Source organism: Microbacterium sp. NPDC087592, from assembly GCF_044743585.1.
GTDB lineage: Bacteria > Actinomycetota > Actinomycetes > Actinomycetales > Microbacteriaceae > Microbacterium.
The window spans coordinates 1,443,020-1,458,394 of sequence record NZ_JBIUWT010000001.1 but is presented as its reverse complement, the minus strand read 5'-3'; the positions used below and the strand labels follow the sequence as shown (position 1 = coordinate 1,458,394).

Here is a 15,375-nt window from a genome sequence, read left to right as displayed (position 1 = left end):
GAGGGGTCAGGGGGTGGGGACCGACGCGAAGATCTGGTCGATGATCTCCTCGCTGCGGACACCCTCGGCATCCGCCTCGAAAGTCAGCAGCACGCGGTGGCGGAGCACCAGGTGGCGCAGTTCGCGGATGTCTTCGGGCAGCACGTGGGAGCGGCCCTTCAGCAGGGCCAGCGCCCTGGACGCCTGCAGGAAGGCGATGCTGGCACGCGGGCTCGCGCCGTACTTGATGAAGCGGGCGCGCTCCTCGCCGATGTACGGCGCGGGGTTCCGGGTGACGTAGGCGATCGACACGATGTAGTTGCGGATCGCGGGGTCGACGTAGATGCGGCTCGCCACGTCCTGCAGCAGGCGCACGTCGTCGAGGCTCACGGCGCTGGTCACATGCCGATCCGGGTCGAGCACGCCGGAGTCGATGCGGCTGAGCACCTCGAGCTCCTCGGCCGGGCTCGGGTATTCGACGATCTCCTTGAGCAGGAAGCGGTCCATCTGTGCCTCGGGCAGCTCGTACGTGCCCTCCTGCTCGATCGGGTTCTGCGTGGCGATCACGAGGAACGGCTTCGGCAGGTGGTGGATCTCGCCGCCGATGGTGGTCTGGTGCTCCTGCATCGCCTCGAGCATGGCGCTCTGCGTCTTGGCGCTGGAGCGGTTGATCTCATCCAGCAGCACGAAGTTCGCGTGCACCGGACCGAGCACGGTGCGGAACGAGCCCGTCGCGGCGTCGTAGATCTGGTTGCCCGTGATGTCGCTCGGCAGCAGGTCGGGGGTGCACTGGATGCGCTTGAACTGCGCCTTCACGGTGTCGGCGAGGGTGCTGGCCGCGGTGGTCTTGGCAAGGCCGGGGACGCTCTCGAGCAGGATGTGCCCGCCGGCGATGAGCGACACGAGCAGGCTCGTGCGCAGCCGCTCCTGACCGACCATCTTCGCCGAGTAGGAGGTGGAGATGATGCGCAGGACCTCGGTGGCCCTGGCCATCTCGGCATCCGTCGGAGCGCCGTTCGCCGGTGCCGCGGCCGGTGCCGACGCGGGTGCGGGGTCGGGTGTGCGCGCGGGTGCGGGCGGGGGCGGAGGCGCGGCCGGATACGGGGATGCGGCGTTCAGGTCATGCATGCTCTCTCCTCCTGAGGAGCGCGGCGCGTCCCCCCGCGGACCAGCGTAATCGCATCCGTCCGCGCCGTTCCCAGCCCGACCCACCCGCACCGCTCACCTGCATGAACGGATGACGGATGCAGGAGGGCTCGCCGTCCGCCCCTCATGCATCCGTCGAAGGGTCATGCATCCGGAGGGGCGACGAAGCCGCCAGCTCCCGCGACCGACACTGATACCGTCGAAGGGCAGCCGCTTTCCGGGCAGGTCGAGCCTTCCGCTCCCACCGGGACAGAACTGTTCCTCGCTCGGATGCGGCCGCTGACCGATACATGACTGAAGAGTATGAGGACGATACGTGACGAGCAGAGAACGAGTAGCGATCATCGGCGCCGGCCCCTCGGGGATGGCGCAGCTGCGGGCCTTCGAGTCCGCGGGCCGCGCGGGGGCGGACATCCCCGAGCTGGTCTGCTTCGAGAAGCAGGCCGACTGGGGCGGACAGTGGAACTTCACCTGGCGCACCGGACTCGATGAGTTCGGCGAGCCCGTGCACTCCAGCATGTACCGCAACCTGTGGTCGAACGGCCCGAAGGAGGCGCTGGAGTTCGCGGACTACAGCTTCGACGAGCACTTCGGTCGACCCATCTCCTCGTACCCACCGCGTCCCGTGCTGTGGGACTACATCGCCGGCCGCCTGGAGAAGAGCGACGTGCGCGACCTGATCCGTTTCCAGACGGTGGTGCGCTGGATCGAGTTCGACAGTGAGCGCGAGGTCTTCACGCTCACCAGCGAGAATCTGCCCACCGGTGAGTCGACCGTGGAGGAGTTCGACCGCGTCATCGTCGCCAGCGGGCACTTCTCCTTCCCGAACATGCCGGACTTCGCCGGTATCGAGACGTTCCCCGGCTACATCAGCCACGCCCACGACTTCCGCGGCGCCGAGGCGTTCGCCGACAAGGACGTGCTCGTGATCGGCGCGAGCTACTCGGCGGAGGACATCGGCAGTCAGGCGTTCAAGATGGGCGCCCGCTCGGTCACCGCGAGCTTCCGCTCGGCACCGATGGGTTACGACTGGCCCGAAGGCATCGAGGAGCGCCCGGTCGTCGAGCGCTTCGAAGGCGACGTCGTGTTCTTCGCCGACGGCACGTCGAAGCGCGTGGATGCGGTGATCATGTGCACCGGATACCTGCACAAGTACCCGTTCCTCCCCGATGACCTGGCACTCTCCTCACCGAACAACGTCTACCCCGACGGCCTCTACCGCGGCGTGGTCTGGCAGGGCAATCCGCGTCTCACCTACCTCGGCGCGCAGGACCAGTGGTTCACGTTCAACATGTTCGACGTGCAGGCCTGGTACGTGCGCGACCTGATCCTCGGCCGCATCGCGTTGCCGGATGAGGCCGAGCGTGCCGCATCCATCGCCGAGTGGCGCACGCGATTCGGGCAGATCGATTCGGCGGCCGCGGAGATCCGCTTCCAAGCCGACTACATCCGCGACCTGTTGGAGCTCACCGACTATCCGGAGTTCGACATCGATCGGGTCGTCGAGATCTTCCTGGCGTGGAAGCACGACAAGAAGGACGACATCATGGGCTACCGCGACCGCGTGTACGAGTCGGTCATGACCGGCACGCTCGCGGTCGTGCACCACACCCCGTGGCTCGAGGAGCTCGACGACTCCCTCGAGCGGTACCTCGATGTGGATCCGGACTCGGTCGAGACGGCTCGCATGGTCGGCGGCCTGCCGCGCGACGACGACCGTGAGGCGCTCGCCGCCGTCTGAGCCCGCATGAGCCGCACTCCGTCCCTCCCGCCCTCAGCGGTGTGAGGGACGGAGTCATCAGGGCGCGGCGTCAGAGCGCGAGGTCGGCGGGCGGCACGGTGGCGTCGGCCGTCGAGTCCGACACGGTCGCGCGGCGGCGACCGACCCAGACGACGAGGGCGGCGGCGCCGATGATGATCGCGGCGATCAGGAGCACGTAGAGCGCGACGGCTCCGTATCCGCCGGGCTGTGTGGGTTCGAGGAACGGATACGGGTACCAGTACGGCTTCCCCGTCGCCGGAGCGATCACCAGGTTCGCGCGGATCAGGGTGTAGATCACCCAGACGATCGGGAAGATCGCGGCGATGCCGACGGCTCCCCATCCGAGAGCTCGGCGACGCGGTGCGAAGAGGACGTCGGCCAGCATGATGATCGGGATGACGACGTGGAGCACCTCGTTGGACCAGCCGACGGTCGAGCCCTGCGGCAGCTCGATGCCGCGCAGCAGCAGGTTGTAGACGACGCCCGTGACGATCATGTAGGTGCTGGCACACATCAGCAGGATCGCCAACCAGCGAGGTTCGGCCGTCGTCGTGCTGCGGCGCGCCAACCCCCAGATCCCGCCGCACGCGAGCGCGATCGCGGCCAGGACGTTCGACTCGATGGTGAAGAAGCTGAAGAAGTTCGCGATGACTGTGGGCAGGTGCGCGCCCCACTCGGTCGTCGCCGCCCCCGCGATCTCCAGGGAGCGGATGAGCTGCGCCACGATCGCGGCGACCGCGAGAACGGCTGCGGCGATGCGCAGGTAGGGCCACCAGGTCGTCGTCATGTTCGCCTCCGTCGGCAACTGTAGCGGCAGAAAAGCATGGACCGCGGGACCGATATATCGATATCGTCGGACCGATCACGCAGGTGCGCGCATGGCGGAGGGGCATATGAGCGACAGCGGTAACGGCACGGTCGATGCGGGTGTGGTGAAGAAGGGGCGGTTCCGGCGAGCCGGACTCAGCATCCAGTCGAAACTCCTCATCATGCTGCTGGCGGTGAGCCTCGTGTCGTCCGTGATCGTGGGCGCCATCGGCTTCATCAACGGGCGTCAATCCCTACACGACTCGGCGGTGGACCAGCTCATCACCATCCGTTCGATGCGGGCAGCCGAGATCACGACCGCGATCGAGAGCGTTCGTCGCGATGCTTCACTGAACTCGCGCAACCTCAGCGCGCAGAACATGTCGGCGGCGGTCAACGCGGGCTTCGCCGATCTCGCCGACGTGGAGCTCGACGAGAGCGCGCAAGCGGAGCTCGAGGCCTACTACCAGGACGCCTTCATCCCCGAGCTCGAGGGGCGTTCGGGTGAGGAGTACGGCGACACGGCCTTCATCCCGGAATCCGATGCCGGGAAGTACGTGCAGTCGCAGTACGTCACGGGCAACCAGGACTTCGACGCCGACTACGACGCGCAGCTCGCACTCAACGACAGCGGCGACGGTACCAGCTACTCGGCCGCGACCGGACGGTACGGCGACTACTTCACGCGCCTGGTGCAGGAAGCCGGATACGAGGACGCCCTGCTGCTCAACCTCGACGGCGATGTCACCTACTCCGCTTACAAGGGGGTCGAGCTCGGCACGAACCTGCTGACCGGTCCCTACCGCGATTCCGTCCTGTCGAAGGCGTACTCCGAGGCGATCGCGACCAACTCGGTCAACACCGTCGTCCTCACCGACTTCGATCGCTGGATCCCCTCCCTCAACGTCCCCGCGATGTGGGTCGTCTCCCCGGTCGGCAACGACAGCGGTATCACCGGGGCGATGGCGTTCCAGATCTCGATCGACACGATCAACGATGTGATGACGGGCAAGGAGCAGTGGAAGGCGCAGGGCCTCGGCGACACCGGCGAGGTCTACCTCGTAGGACGCGACGACCTGATGCGCAGCACCGCTCGACGGCTCGTCGAGGACCCCGAAGACTACGTCAAGCGCCTGACCAGTGGGGGGATGGCCCCGACCATCGTCGAGCGCATCGGGCAGATCAAGGGCACCGTCCTGCTGCAGCCGGTCGACACCAAGGCCGTGCAGGAGGCGCAGGCGGGCCGGAGCGGCACGGTCGTCGGGCGGGACTTCATCGGCGGCGAAAGCGTCACAGCGTACGCCCCGCTCGAGATCGAAGGGCTCGACTGGGTGGTGATCGCGCGCATCGACACCGCGGAGGCCTTCGAGCCGGTCAACGTCTTCACCCGCAACGTGCTGCTATCGCTGCTCGGGATCATGCTCGGCGTCTCGCTGCTGTCGCTGTTGCTCGCGCAGGTGTTCACCCGTCCGATCCACCGGCTCGTCGGCGCCGTGCACAGGGTGGCGGAGGGCGACCTCGATGTGCAGGTGCCGCAGAGCTCGCGCGACGAGTTCGGTGACCTCGGCAGCGCCTTCAACGACATGGCCTCGAGCCTGCGCATCAAACAGGAGCTGATCGAGGAGCAGCAGAAGGAGAACGAGAAGCTGCTGCACACGCTGATGCCGGCGAGCGTCGCCACGAAGTACAAGCAGGGTGACGAGGCGATCACCGAGGCGCACGAGAACGTATCGGTCGTGTTCGCCGAGCTGGTCGGGTTCGATGACCTCACGCGCGACATGAGCGCGGAGGAGGAGATCGGCCTCCTGAACACGCTGATGCGAGGGTTCGACGAGGCGGCCGAGAAGGCGGGCGTCGAGAAGGTGCGCACGCTGCGTGGCGGCTACCTCGCGTCGTCGGGGCTGATCGTGCCGCGGGTCGACAACATCCGCCGCACGGTCGACTTCGCCCGCAACCTGCTCGGGGTGCTCGAGCGCTTCAACGCGCAGAACGGCACCCAGATCTCGTTGCGTGCCGGCGTCGACACCGGGACGGTCACGAGCGGCCTCGTCGCGCGGACCAGCCTCGCCTACGACCTGTGGGGTGACGCCGTGAACCTCGCCTACCGGGTGCGCTCGGTCAGCGGCGAGCCCGGCATCTACGTGAGTCAGACGGTGCGCGACCGCACCCAGGAGCTGGTCACCTACGTCGAAGCGGGGACGGTGGAGACGCAGGGCAGGACCGAGACCGTGTGGAAGGTGGTCTGATCATGGGCGACGTGTTCACGGGCGGCTGGGGCTGGTGGGTGCTCGCACTCGCCGTCGGAGTGCCCGTGGTCCTGGTCGTCCTCACCGAGTTGATCGGCGCGCTGAGCCGTCGGGGCAACCCGGTCGCGAAGCCGCTGCGGATGCTGCGCAACTGGGTCATCCCGGTCGGCGCATTGTTCGCGCTGCTGATCTTCGCGATCCAGTCACCGGCGGATCAGGTGTGGACGCGCGTGGTGGCGACGGTGTTCGGGTTCCTCGTGATCCTGCTCGTGCTGTCGGCGTTCAACGTGGCCCTGTTCGCCAACGCGAAGCCGGGCTCGTGGCGCGAGCGCATCCCGTCGATCTTCGTGGAGATCGGGCGGCTCGTCCTGGTCGGCGTCGGACTCGCGCTGCTGTTCTCATGGGTGTGGGACGCCGACGTCGGCGGGCTCTTCACCGCTCTCGGCGTCGGCTCTATCGTGATCGGTCTCGCTCTGCAGAACGCAGTGGGCGGTGTCATCTCGGGTCTGCTGCTGCTGTTCGAGCAGCCGTTCAAGATCGGCGACTGGCTGGATGCCGCGGGGGTGCGGGGCCGGGTCGTCGAGGTCAACTGGCGTGCAGTGCACATCGACACGGGCTCCGGCATCCAGATCGTGCCGAACTCGTCCCTGTCGGGGGCCTCATTCACCAACCTCAGCGAGCCGGAGGGGCCGTACTCGGCCGAGACCTCGGTGACCTTCTCCACCGACGACCCGCCGCACGAGGTGATGGCGCTGCTCGTCGAGGTCGCCGACTCGCTGCCGATGCGGCTGCAGCGGCAGCGGGCGACGGTCGTGTACTCGGGAGCCGGTGCGTACTCCGTGTCGATTCCCGTCGCGGGGCCGGCCGATGCGTCTCGTGCGCTGTCGATGTACCTCTCCTGGCTCTGGTACGCCGCGCGACGCCGCAGTTTCGCTCTCGACGGCGACTCGACCGATCCGCTCGCCGAGCCGCAGCGCCTGGTCGAGGCGATGCAGGAGATCGCGCCGACCCTGCACCTGCGCGATGACGACATCGAGGCGATCCTCTCGGACTCCCGGCTGGAGCGCTACGGCGTCGGCGAGATCGTGCTGCCCAGCGGCGTCGTGCCGGACGAGGTGCGCGTGGTGCTGTCGGGTCGTGCGGTGCTCGCCCTCGAGGTCGACGACGGCCGGGTGGATTTCGCCGCTGCGGAGAAGGGCGATCTCATCGGGCAGACCGCCCTCACCCGTGAGCGCACGCAGGCGGTGACGGTGGCCGGGGAGATCCTGACCGTGGTCGTGCTGCCGCTCACCACGATCGATGCGCTGATCCGCACACGTCCGCGTCTGGCCGCCGAGATCGGGGAGTCGCTCGAACTCAAGCGGAGCCTGGCGGCCTCGCGGCTCGCGGAGCTCGGGATCGCGCGGGGAGTCATCACCGGGCGCTGAGCGGCGTCAGGCGCGTCGACGCCACCGCAGTCGGGTGATCAGCACGCCGAGCAGGCACAGCGCGCCGCCGAGGAACATGAGCGGCGTGGGCACCTCGCCGAGGATGGCCCACGACATCAGGATCGCGATGGCCGGGACCACATAGGTCGTCGCCGAGGTCTGCCCCGCGGTGCTGCGCTGCAGCACGTACGCCCAGGTCGTGAAGGCGACCGCGGTCGGGAAGATGCCGAGGTACACGACCCACAGCGTCGCATCCAGCGGGGCGGTCTGGAGCGATCCGATGAGGGGCCCTATCCAGGGCAGCAGCGCGATGGTGCCGACGCCCGCCCCGAGCCAGGTCAGGGTCGTCGGATCGACGCCCGAGGTGAGCAGGCGCTTCTGCACGAGCGTGCACCCGGCATACATGACCGCGGCGAGGAGGGCGAGCAGGAGGCCCGTGATGTCGGGGCCCGCGCTCGTGGACGAGTTCATGCCGATGAGCACGACGCCGAGGAAGGCGATCGGCGCCCCGATCACGAGCGGCTTCGGGAACCCCTCGCGCAGGAACAGGCCGCTGAAGACCACGACCATGAGGGGTGCGAGGTTGACGACCATCGCGGCGGTGCCCGCGTCGAGTGTGAGTTCCGCGCTGTTGAGGGCGAGGTTGTAGACGCAGAACCAGCCGACGCCCCACACCGCGATGAGCAGCCAGTGGCGACGAGCGGGAATGCGGATGCCGTGCCGTACCGCGATGATCGTCAGCACGACGGTGCCGACCGCCATCCGCAGCAGCGCCAGTGCTCCGGGGTCGTAGTGCGGCCCTGCGCCCCGGATGCCGATGAACGCGGACGCCCAGAGCACCACGGTGACCAGCGCGGCGATGAGCACGAGCGCGCCCTGCTTCTTCGGTACTCCGGTATCGGTGCGGATCCCGGGGTCGCCGGATGCGGCTGTTGGCATCCCTCGATCCTCGCAGGGGCGTCCGACATCGGCGAGCCGTCGGAGTGCCATATCTCGCACGTTTCCGGTCACCCTGGTGACTTCCGTCCCCTCACCGGCGAAGAGTGTGTGATCGACCACCCTGCGCCCATTCAGGAAGATAGGCTCCTGTGCCATGACGGAGCGCAAGAACCAACGGCATCAGCAGCCCGAACTCCACGGAGGGGTGCTGAGCGGCGGTGGCAGCCCGACCCTGTGGGGCGCGCTGATCGGGCTCATCGTCTTCGTCTTCGTCGGCGTCCCGATCAGCGCGGCAGTGCGCTTCGCGACCCATCCGATGTCCCAGCAGCTGTTCGGTGGTCGGCTGTCGGAGGCCACCGTCGGCGGTTACACGGCGTTCTGGTGGATCGTCGCGATCATGCTCCTCGCGCTCCCCTTCCTCGTGGGGTGGGGCGTCGCGAAGCTCTCGGCACGGACCCTCACGGTCATCGGCGCGATCGCCGTCGCCTTCTTCATCGTCATCCTGATCCTTGGCCAGCTGTACGTGTTCTGACCGGCGCCGAGCGTCCCCCCGTGAGACGCACCGACAGCTTTCATGAGACTCCGACACTATTCGTGAGATTGGACACCGACGGAGCGTCACGCGCTGCCCTTTCCGGCCATCATCCCCATCGGCGGACGATCGGGCTGCGGCCGCATTCATGCCCGGTGCTGCGCACGACGTGATCGTGTTCCTGCCGTGTCGGTCGCGTCCGGCAGGATGAGGGCAGACGATTCGGAGGGGAGTGGTCGATGTCGTATGACCTCGAGGTGTACGGAAAGGTTTCGCTGACGGCGAAGGAGCTGGCGAAGGTGGTCTCGTCGGTGCGGGGGTTGAGGGCCACGGTCGATCGGAGAGCGCAGACGATCTCGTCGATCGTGCACAAGCGCACCCGCGAAATGGCGTTCGAGCTCGACGGTCCCGACGAATTGGATCCGGAGGACATTCCGGAGGAATGGACCGAGGTCGCGGATGCGACGGTGCTGTACAGCATCCATGTGTCGTACGACGTGCAGTCGAACGCCGGGGGTTTCTCCTTCAGCGCGGAGGAGCCTAACCTGGCGGCGGCGACGGCGTTCGCGGCACGGTTGGCAGAGCGCGTCGACGGCACGGTGATCGACCCGCAGACCTACGAGCCTCCTGAGCGTGAGCCGGAACCGGCGCCGGAACCCGATCCGGAACCGGAACCACCGAGACCGCGTTTCCTGCATCTGCGGTGGTACCGCCTGCTCGACGACGCGAACGACAAGGATCTCGCCGAGATCTACCTCCGCACGGCCCGCGATTTCTTCAAGCCGGGGGTGCCTTCGCGATTCGGCACCTACGAGCCGTTCCAGGGGCGGTTTCCCCGCGACGACGACGCGCGGTTCGACGAGATGTACCGCGAGGACTGCTTCATCGGCGATCTCATCCTTGCGGGCAAGCCGATCGAGCACGGGACCATCGACGGCTGGACGAACGACCTGAGACAGCGGACGCAGTCGGTCCGGCTGAAGTTCGAACTCGATCGGCTCGTGAAGCTCAAAGCCCTCGATGCCATCGAACCGTTCTTCGTCGCACTCGCCGAGCGAACCGGCTCCTTCTTCGCGTTCGCCGAGGTCAACACGAGCCGGTACGGAACCGCGCTGCCTCCCATGGGCGTCAAGCTCGACGATCCGTGGAGCGGCCTGCCGACCGACCCCCAATGGCTGACCTGGTTCGGTCCGGAGTATGCCGAGCTGGTCGCCCCTCATCTCGATCCTGCGCGCGTGACCGCCACTCCGCTCGGCACTCTGCACCGCTGGACACAGCATCCGGCCGAGGCGGATGAACTCCGCACGCTGAGCGGCGACCCCTGGATCCCCGCCGGGTTCCGGGGAGTGTTCGACCCCGCCGTCGACGAGCGATGCGGCAAGGCGGCCGCGATCATGCCGACGTCTCTGCGCTATCCCGCCCCCGGTTCGGCTCAATCTCTGCGTATCGAGGCGCACTATGCGCGGATGCGGGAGATCGAGGCCAACGCACGCACGCGGGCGGCCGAGGGGCGCCGATGACGCTCGGAAACCCGCCGATCCCGTTCCCTGCGCTGCCGAACGGACATCCCCTGCGCGAGGGCGGGAACCGATGATGACGGGACGCGCTGCCCGGCATCTCCACCTGACCTGGCATCGGCTGCGGGATGGCAGCCCGGGGCTGGCGGGGATCTATCTCGACGTCGCATCCGAGCTGCTCCCGGCCCTGGTGCCTTCGCGGTTCGGGACGCATGAGCCGCGGCAGGGGAGGTTCCCCCGCGACGATGCGGCGACGTTCGATCGGATGTACCGAGAGGAGTGCGAGATCTCCGAACTGTTCTTCACGGGCAGGAACATCCACCACGGGACAGTGTCCGGCTGGACGAACGATCTCGAAGCGCGGTACCAGCGCCTCCGCATCAGGATCGACCCCGAGGTGCTCGGAGGCGCTGTTGCGCAGGAGGCGCTGGAGGAGTTCTTCATCGAGGTCGCGAAGCGCTCGGAGAGCTTCTTCGCCTCGGCGGAACTCAACGACACGATGTTCGAGACCGCTCAGTCCGCACCCGTGCGCGGCGCCTGGGCGGGGCTGCCGCCGCAGCCGCAATGGCTCACCTGGTACTCGCCGGAGTATGCCGAACTGGTGGAGACCCACCTGTCCGCCGGCGAGACGCGGAAGTTTCCGGAGGGCTGGTTCCATCGCTGGACGGATGAGCCCGCCGACGCCGCCGAGATCCTCACCTGGATCTGGGAGGATTCCTGGGTTCCGCAGGAGATGCTCCCGGCGCCGAACCCCGGCAACACCAGGCGGCCTCATGAGCAGGCCCACATCATGCCGGAATCCCTGCGCGCGCCGGCGCAGGGCTCGCCCGAGTGGCGACGCATCGAGGCTCACTACGCGAGGGATGTCTCGCCACGCGTGCAGGGATGAGTCGTCCGTCACCGGCAGCGCTTTTCCGTTGGTACCGCTTGCGGAGTCGCCGACTGGGATGCAGAAGGAACGAGCATCACGGCCGTCCGCCACGCCGACTCGGAGCGCCACTGTCTCGCACTCGTTGAGTGACACCCCGAAAGGGCGCACCGGAACGCTTCGATAGGATGGGACCGCCCGAAGAGGGCCAGCTCATCAGCCGGTGCGAACCCGGCGAAAGCCAGGGGGATACCCATGCCAGGAATCGTTATCGTCGGCGTGCAGTGGGGCGACGAAGGAAAGGGCAAGGCCACCGATCTTCTCGGTGAGCGCACCGATTGGGTGGTGAAGTTCAACGGCGGCAACAACGCCGGGCACACCGTTGTCGTCGGCGACGAGAAGTACGCCCTGCACCTGCTGCCCTCCGGCATCCTCTCTCCGGGTGTGACGCCCGTGATCGGTAATGGCGTGGTCGTCGACCTCGAGGTGCTGTTCTTCGAGCTCGAGGCGCTCTCCGCTCGTGGCATCGACGTGTCGCGGCTCAAGGTCAGCGCCAACGCGCACATCATCACGCAGTACCACCGCACGCTCGACAAGGTCACCGAGCGCTTCCTCGGCAAGCGCATGATCGGCACGACCGGTCGCGGCATCGGTCCGGCATACGCCGACAAGATCAACCGCGTCGGCATCCGCGTGCAGGACCTGTTCGACGAGAACATCCTCCGCCAGAAGGTCGAGGGCGCACTCGACCAGAAGAACCACCTGCTGGTGAAGATCTTCAACCGTCGCGCGATCACCGCCGACGAGGTCGTCGAAGACCTGCTCTCCTACGCCGAGCGGCTGCGGCCGATGGTCGCCGACACCGGCTACCTGATCGCCCAGGCGCTCGACCGCGGCGAGGTCGTCGTGTTCGAGGGCGGCCAGGCCACCATGCTCGACATCGACCACGGCACCTACCCGTTCGTGACCTCGTCCTCGGCCACCGCCGGCGGCGCAGCGACCGGCGCAGGAGTCGGCCCCGGTGCGCTCGACCGCATCGTCGGCATCGTCAAGGCGTACACGACCCGCGTCGGCTCGGGCCCGTTCCCGACCGAGCTGTTCGACGAGCAGGGCGAGTGGCTGCGCAAGCAGGGCTTCGAGTTCGGCACCACGACCGGCCGTCCGCGCCGGGTGGGCTGGTATGACGCGCCCATCACCCGCTACGCGACCCGCATCAACGGCATCACCGACCTGGTGCTCACCAAGCTCGACATCCTCACGGGTCTCGAGCAGATCCCGGTGTGCGTGGCCTACGACGTCGACGGTGAGCGGTTCGACGAGGTGCCGGTCAACCAGACCGACTTCCACCACGCGAAGCCGATCCTCGAGTACTTCCCCGGCTGGAACGAGGACATCTCGGTCGCGCGCACCTTCGACGACCTGCCGAAGAACGCGCAGGACTACGTGCTCGCGCTCGAGAAGATGAGTAACACCCGCATCTCGGTGATCGGGGTCGGCCCCGAGCGCGACCAGGTCGTCGTCCGCCACGGCCTGCTCGACTGACCCGGCGCTCCATGACGCGATTCTGGCTCGGCGGCTACGGCCCCGGCATGGGTGGGCAGGCCGAGGGCATCGGCCTGCTCGCGGGGGATGAGGGCCGTGAGGCCAGCACGCTCGCCTACCGCGGTGCCGTCGTGGAGACGCCCTCGCCGTCGTGGCTGGCGCAGCATCCGACGCTGGATGTCGTCTACGCGTCGCTCGAGGGCGACTCCGCCGTGCAGGCCTTCTCGCGCACCGGCGAATCGGCGCTCACTCCGCTGGGTCCGCCCGCGGTGGTCGGCGACACCGTCTGCCACGTGGCGGTCGCCCCGAACGGCTCGGCGCTGGTCGCCAGCTGCTACGGTGACGGCCGCGTGGTGCGGTTCGACCTCGATCCGGAGGGGCGCATCCTGCCCGCGAAGCCGGATGCCGCCGCAGCTCTCCGCGCGGCCCTGTTCGGTGACGACGTCGACCCGGATGCTCCGGCCGCGACCCCTCCCGGCGACGGCGTCGCGGCGGTCGACCCGTATTCGGTCGGCGGCGACCGCGTCTCGCGCGCCCACGCCGCCGTGTTCCTTCCCGACGGCCGCATCGCCACGACCGACCTCGGATTCGACCTCGTGCGGTTCTGGCGGCAGAGCGGCACCGGTCTGACCCTCGATCATGAGGTCGTGCTGCCCCTCGGAACCGGACCGCGGCACATGGTCGTGCACCCCAGCGGACACCTGCACGTCGTGACGGAGTACTCGTGCGAGGTGTTCACGCTCGCCCGCGCGGCGAACGGCACCTGGAGTGTCGTGTCGGTGACCATGGCGAGCCCGATCGCCGAGGTGGGCACGGACTTCCCGGCCGAGCTCGCCCGCACTCGCGACGGGCACTTCCTCTACACGGCCCTGCGCGGCAGCAACACGATCGCGGCGCTGCGGGTGCGCGGCGGAGGTGAGGCCCTCGAGTCGGTGGCGCTCGCCGATGCGGGTGTCGACTGGCCGCGCCACCACCTGGTGCACGAGGGCAAGCTGCTCGTCGCGGGGCAGCGCTCCGACACGATCACCCTGCTCGACCTCGACGAGCGCACGGGTGCGCCGCTCGGCATCCGTCATGAGGCGCAGGTCCCGACGCCGACGCACTTCCTGCCGGTGCGCTGAAGCCCCGCGGTCGCACTCGCGAAACCCGCGCTTGACCTCGACCTCACTTGAGGTTCTAGCGTCGTCTCCATGACATCGGAGACCGAGCAGGTGACGACGCCCGGCGCCCCCGCACCGCGCATCCTGAACAGCGAATACGTCTGGATCACCATCGGCGCGTGCGCGCTCGTGTTCCTCGGGGCGTTCGAGTCCCTGGCCGTCACCACCGTGATGCCGACGGTGAGCGCCGATCTCGGCGGTGAGCGGCTGTACGCACTCGCATTCGCCGGCCCCCTCGCCACCGGGGTCATCGGCATGGTGATCGCGGGGAACTGGGCCGATCGTCGCGGACCGGTGGCCCCGCTCTACACGGCAGTGGCGATGTTCGTCGTCGGGCTGCTCGTCGCGGGGCTCGCGCCGAGCATGGAGATCCTCGTCGCGGGGAGGTTCGCGCAGGGTCTCGGCAGTGGAGGGCTCATGGTCGCGCTCTACGTCGTGGTCGCCCGGGTCTACCCGCAGGCGCTCCACCCGGCCATCTTCGCCGGCTTCGCCGCCGCGTGGGTCATCCCTTCCCTCATCGGTCCGACGGTGGCGGGAGCGGTGACCGAGCTCTGGAGCTGGCACTGGGTCTTCCTCGGCGTCGTCATTCTCGTGCTCGTGGCGCTGCTGATGGTCGTCCCCGCCCTGCGCGGGCTCGCGAACGACGGCGATGCGTCGACGCCCTGGGCTTTCGGGAGGCTCGGCTGGTCGGTGCTGGCCGCCGTCGCCGTGCTCGCGTTGAACCTGGTCGGCGACATCCCCGGGGTCGGCCCGGTGCTGGCACTCCTCGCCGTGGTCGTCGCCCTGATCGCGGTGCGTCCACTGGTCCCGCGCGGCACCCTTCGCGCCCGGCGTGGGCTGCCCTCGGTCATCCTCGTCCGCGGGGTGGCGGCCGCCGCGTTCTTCGGCGCACAGGTCTACCTGCCCTATCTGCTGACCGATCGCTACGAGCTCTCGCCGACGCTCGCGGGACTCTCCCTCACCGGCGGCGCGCTCGCCTGGTCTCTCGCCGCGACGGTGCAGGGGCGGATGGGCGTGCGGCTCTCGAGTGTGACGGCCGTGCAGGTGGGCACGATCCTGGTGCTGGTCGGCATCCTGCTGATCGTCGCGACCGCCGGGCTCGGCTGGAACGCCCTGATGGTCGCGGTCGCCTGGGTGGTGGCCGGTATGGGCATGGGACTGATGAGCCCACGGACCAGCGCTCTGACCCTCGCGATGTCGACGCCCGCGGATCAGGGCTTCAACAGCGGTGCCATGACGGTCGCCGATTCGTTCGGCAGCGCCATGGCCCTGGCCATCACCGGGACCCTGTTCACGGCGCTCGCGGCCGCGGATCCGTTCCTCGGGGTGTTCGTGCTGGCGGCCGTCGTCGCCTTCGCGGCGGCGGTCCTCGCGCCGCGGATCGGTAGTCGGAGCGGCGGATCGGCTGCGGCTGCGGTCGGCGAGGAGTCGGCGGTCGGATGATCGCGCC

General features: G+C 68.4%; 12 protein-coding genes. 9 read left to right on the top strand and 3 right to left on the bottom strand.

What is annotated here, in order from left to right; translation table 11 throughout:
• Positions 1–6 precede the first annotated feature (6 nt).
• Positions 7–1,107 carry an AAA family ATPase gene (locus ACIOTO_RS06875; protein ID WP_374956818.1) on the bottom strand — a complete coding sequence of 367 codons (1,101 nt, stop codon included), beginning with the start codon at positions 1,105–1,107 and terminating at the stop codon, positions 7–9.
• Between the two features lie 334 nt (positions 1,108–1,441).
• Between ACIOTO_RS06875 and ACIOTO_RS06870 the strand changes: the two genes are divergently transcribed.
• Positions 1,442–2,866 carry an NAD(P)-binding domain-containing protein gene (locus ACIOTO_RS06870; protein WP_372467833.1) on the top strand — a complete coding sequence of 475 codons (1,425 nt, stop codon included), beginning with the start codon at positions 1,442–1,444 and terminating at the stop codon, positions 2,864–2,866.
• Positions 2,867–2,936: 70 nt separating this feature from the next.
• Here the strand turns inward: ACIOTO_RS06870 and ACIOTO_RS06865 are convergent, their stop codons facing one another.
• Entirely contained in the window at positions 2,937–3,674 is a 738-nt protein-coding gene (locus ACIOTO_RS06865; RefSeq protein WP_400857173.1) for a Pr6Pr family membrane protein, read from the bottom strand.
• 106 nt (positions 3,675–3,780) lie between these two features.
• On the opposite strand from ACIOTO_RS06865, the gene ACIOTO_RS06860 reads away from it, so the two are divergent.
• Positions 3,781–5,940, top strand: coding sequence for an adenylate/guanylate cyclase domain-containing protein (locus ACIOTO_RS06860; protein WP_400857172.1), 2,160 nt, complete (start codon positions 3,781–3,783; stop codon positions 5,938–5,940).
• Between the two features lie 2 nt (positions 5,941–5,942).
• Positions 5,943–7,367 carry a mechanosensitive ion channel domain-containing protein gene (locus ACIOTO_RS06855; RefSeq protein WP_400857171.1) on the top strand — a complete coding sequence of 475 codons (1,425 nt, stop codon included), beginning with the start codon at positions 5,943–5,945 and terminating at the stop codon, positions 7,365–7,367.
• 6 nt (positions 7,368–7,373) lie between these two features.
• On the opposite strand, the gene ACIOTO_RS06850 is transcribed toward ACIOTO_RS06855, so the two are convergent.
• The gene (locus ACIOTO_RS06850) at positions 7,374–8,306 is read right to left on the bottom strand and encodes a DMT family transporter (RefSeq protein WP_400857170.1); all 933 of its coding nucleotides are present in this window, start codon (positions 8,304–8,306) and stop codon (positions 7,374–7,376) included.
• Positions 8,307–8,460: 154 nt separating this feature from the next.
• Here ACIOTO_RS06850 and ACIOTO_RS06845 point away from each other — a divergent pair, with 154 nt between their 5' ends.
• From ACIOTO_RS06845 to ACIOTO_RS06820, 6 genes are all read left to right on the top strand, one after another.
• Positions 8,461–8,838: a hypothetical protein gene (locus tag ACIOTO_RS06845; protein ID WP_400857169.1), complete on the top strand. Its 378-nt coding sequence runs from the start codon at positions 8,461–8,463 to the stop codon at positions 8,836–8,838.
• A gap of 239 nt (positions 8,839–9,077) precedes the next feature.
• Positions 9,078–10,358, top strand: coding sequence for a hypothetical protein (locus ACIOTO_RS06840; protein WP_400857168.1), 1,281 nt, complete (start codon positions 9,078–9,080; stop codon positions 10,356–10,358).
• Between the two features lie 73 nt (positions 10,359–10,431).
• Positions 10,432–11,244, top strand: a complete 813-nt coding sequence (locus tag ACIOTO_RS06835; RefSeq protein WP_400857167.1) for a hypothetical protein — start codon at positions 10,432–10,434, stop codon at positions 11,242–11,244.
• A gap of 234 nt (positions 11,245–11,478) precedes the next feature.
• Complete coding sequence (locus tag ACIOTO_RS06830) at positions 11,479–12,765, top strand: adenylosuccinate synthase (protein WP_215068823.1); 1,287 nt, start codon at positions 11,479–11,481, stop codon at positions 12,763–12,765.
• An 11-nt stretch (positions 12,766–12,776) separates the two neighbouring features.
• Positions 12,777–13,886, top strand: coding sequence for a lactonase family protein (locus ACIOTO_RS06825; RefSeq protein WP_400857166.1), 1,110 nt, complete (start codon positions 12,777–12,779; stop codon positions 13,884–13,886).
• A gap of 69 nt (positions 13,887–13,955) precedes the next feature.
• A complete protein-coding gene (locus tag ACIOTO_RS06820) occupies positions 13,956–15,368 on the top strand; it encodes an MFS transporter (RefSeq protein WP_400857165.1) in 1,413 nt (470 codons plus the stop codon).
• Positions 15,369–15,375 lie beyond the last annotated feature (7 nt).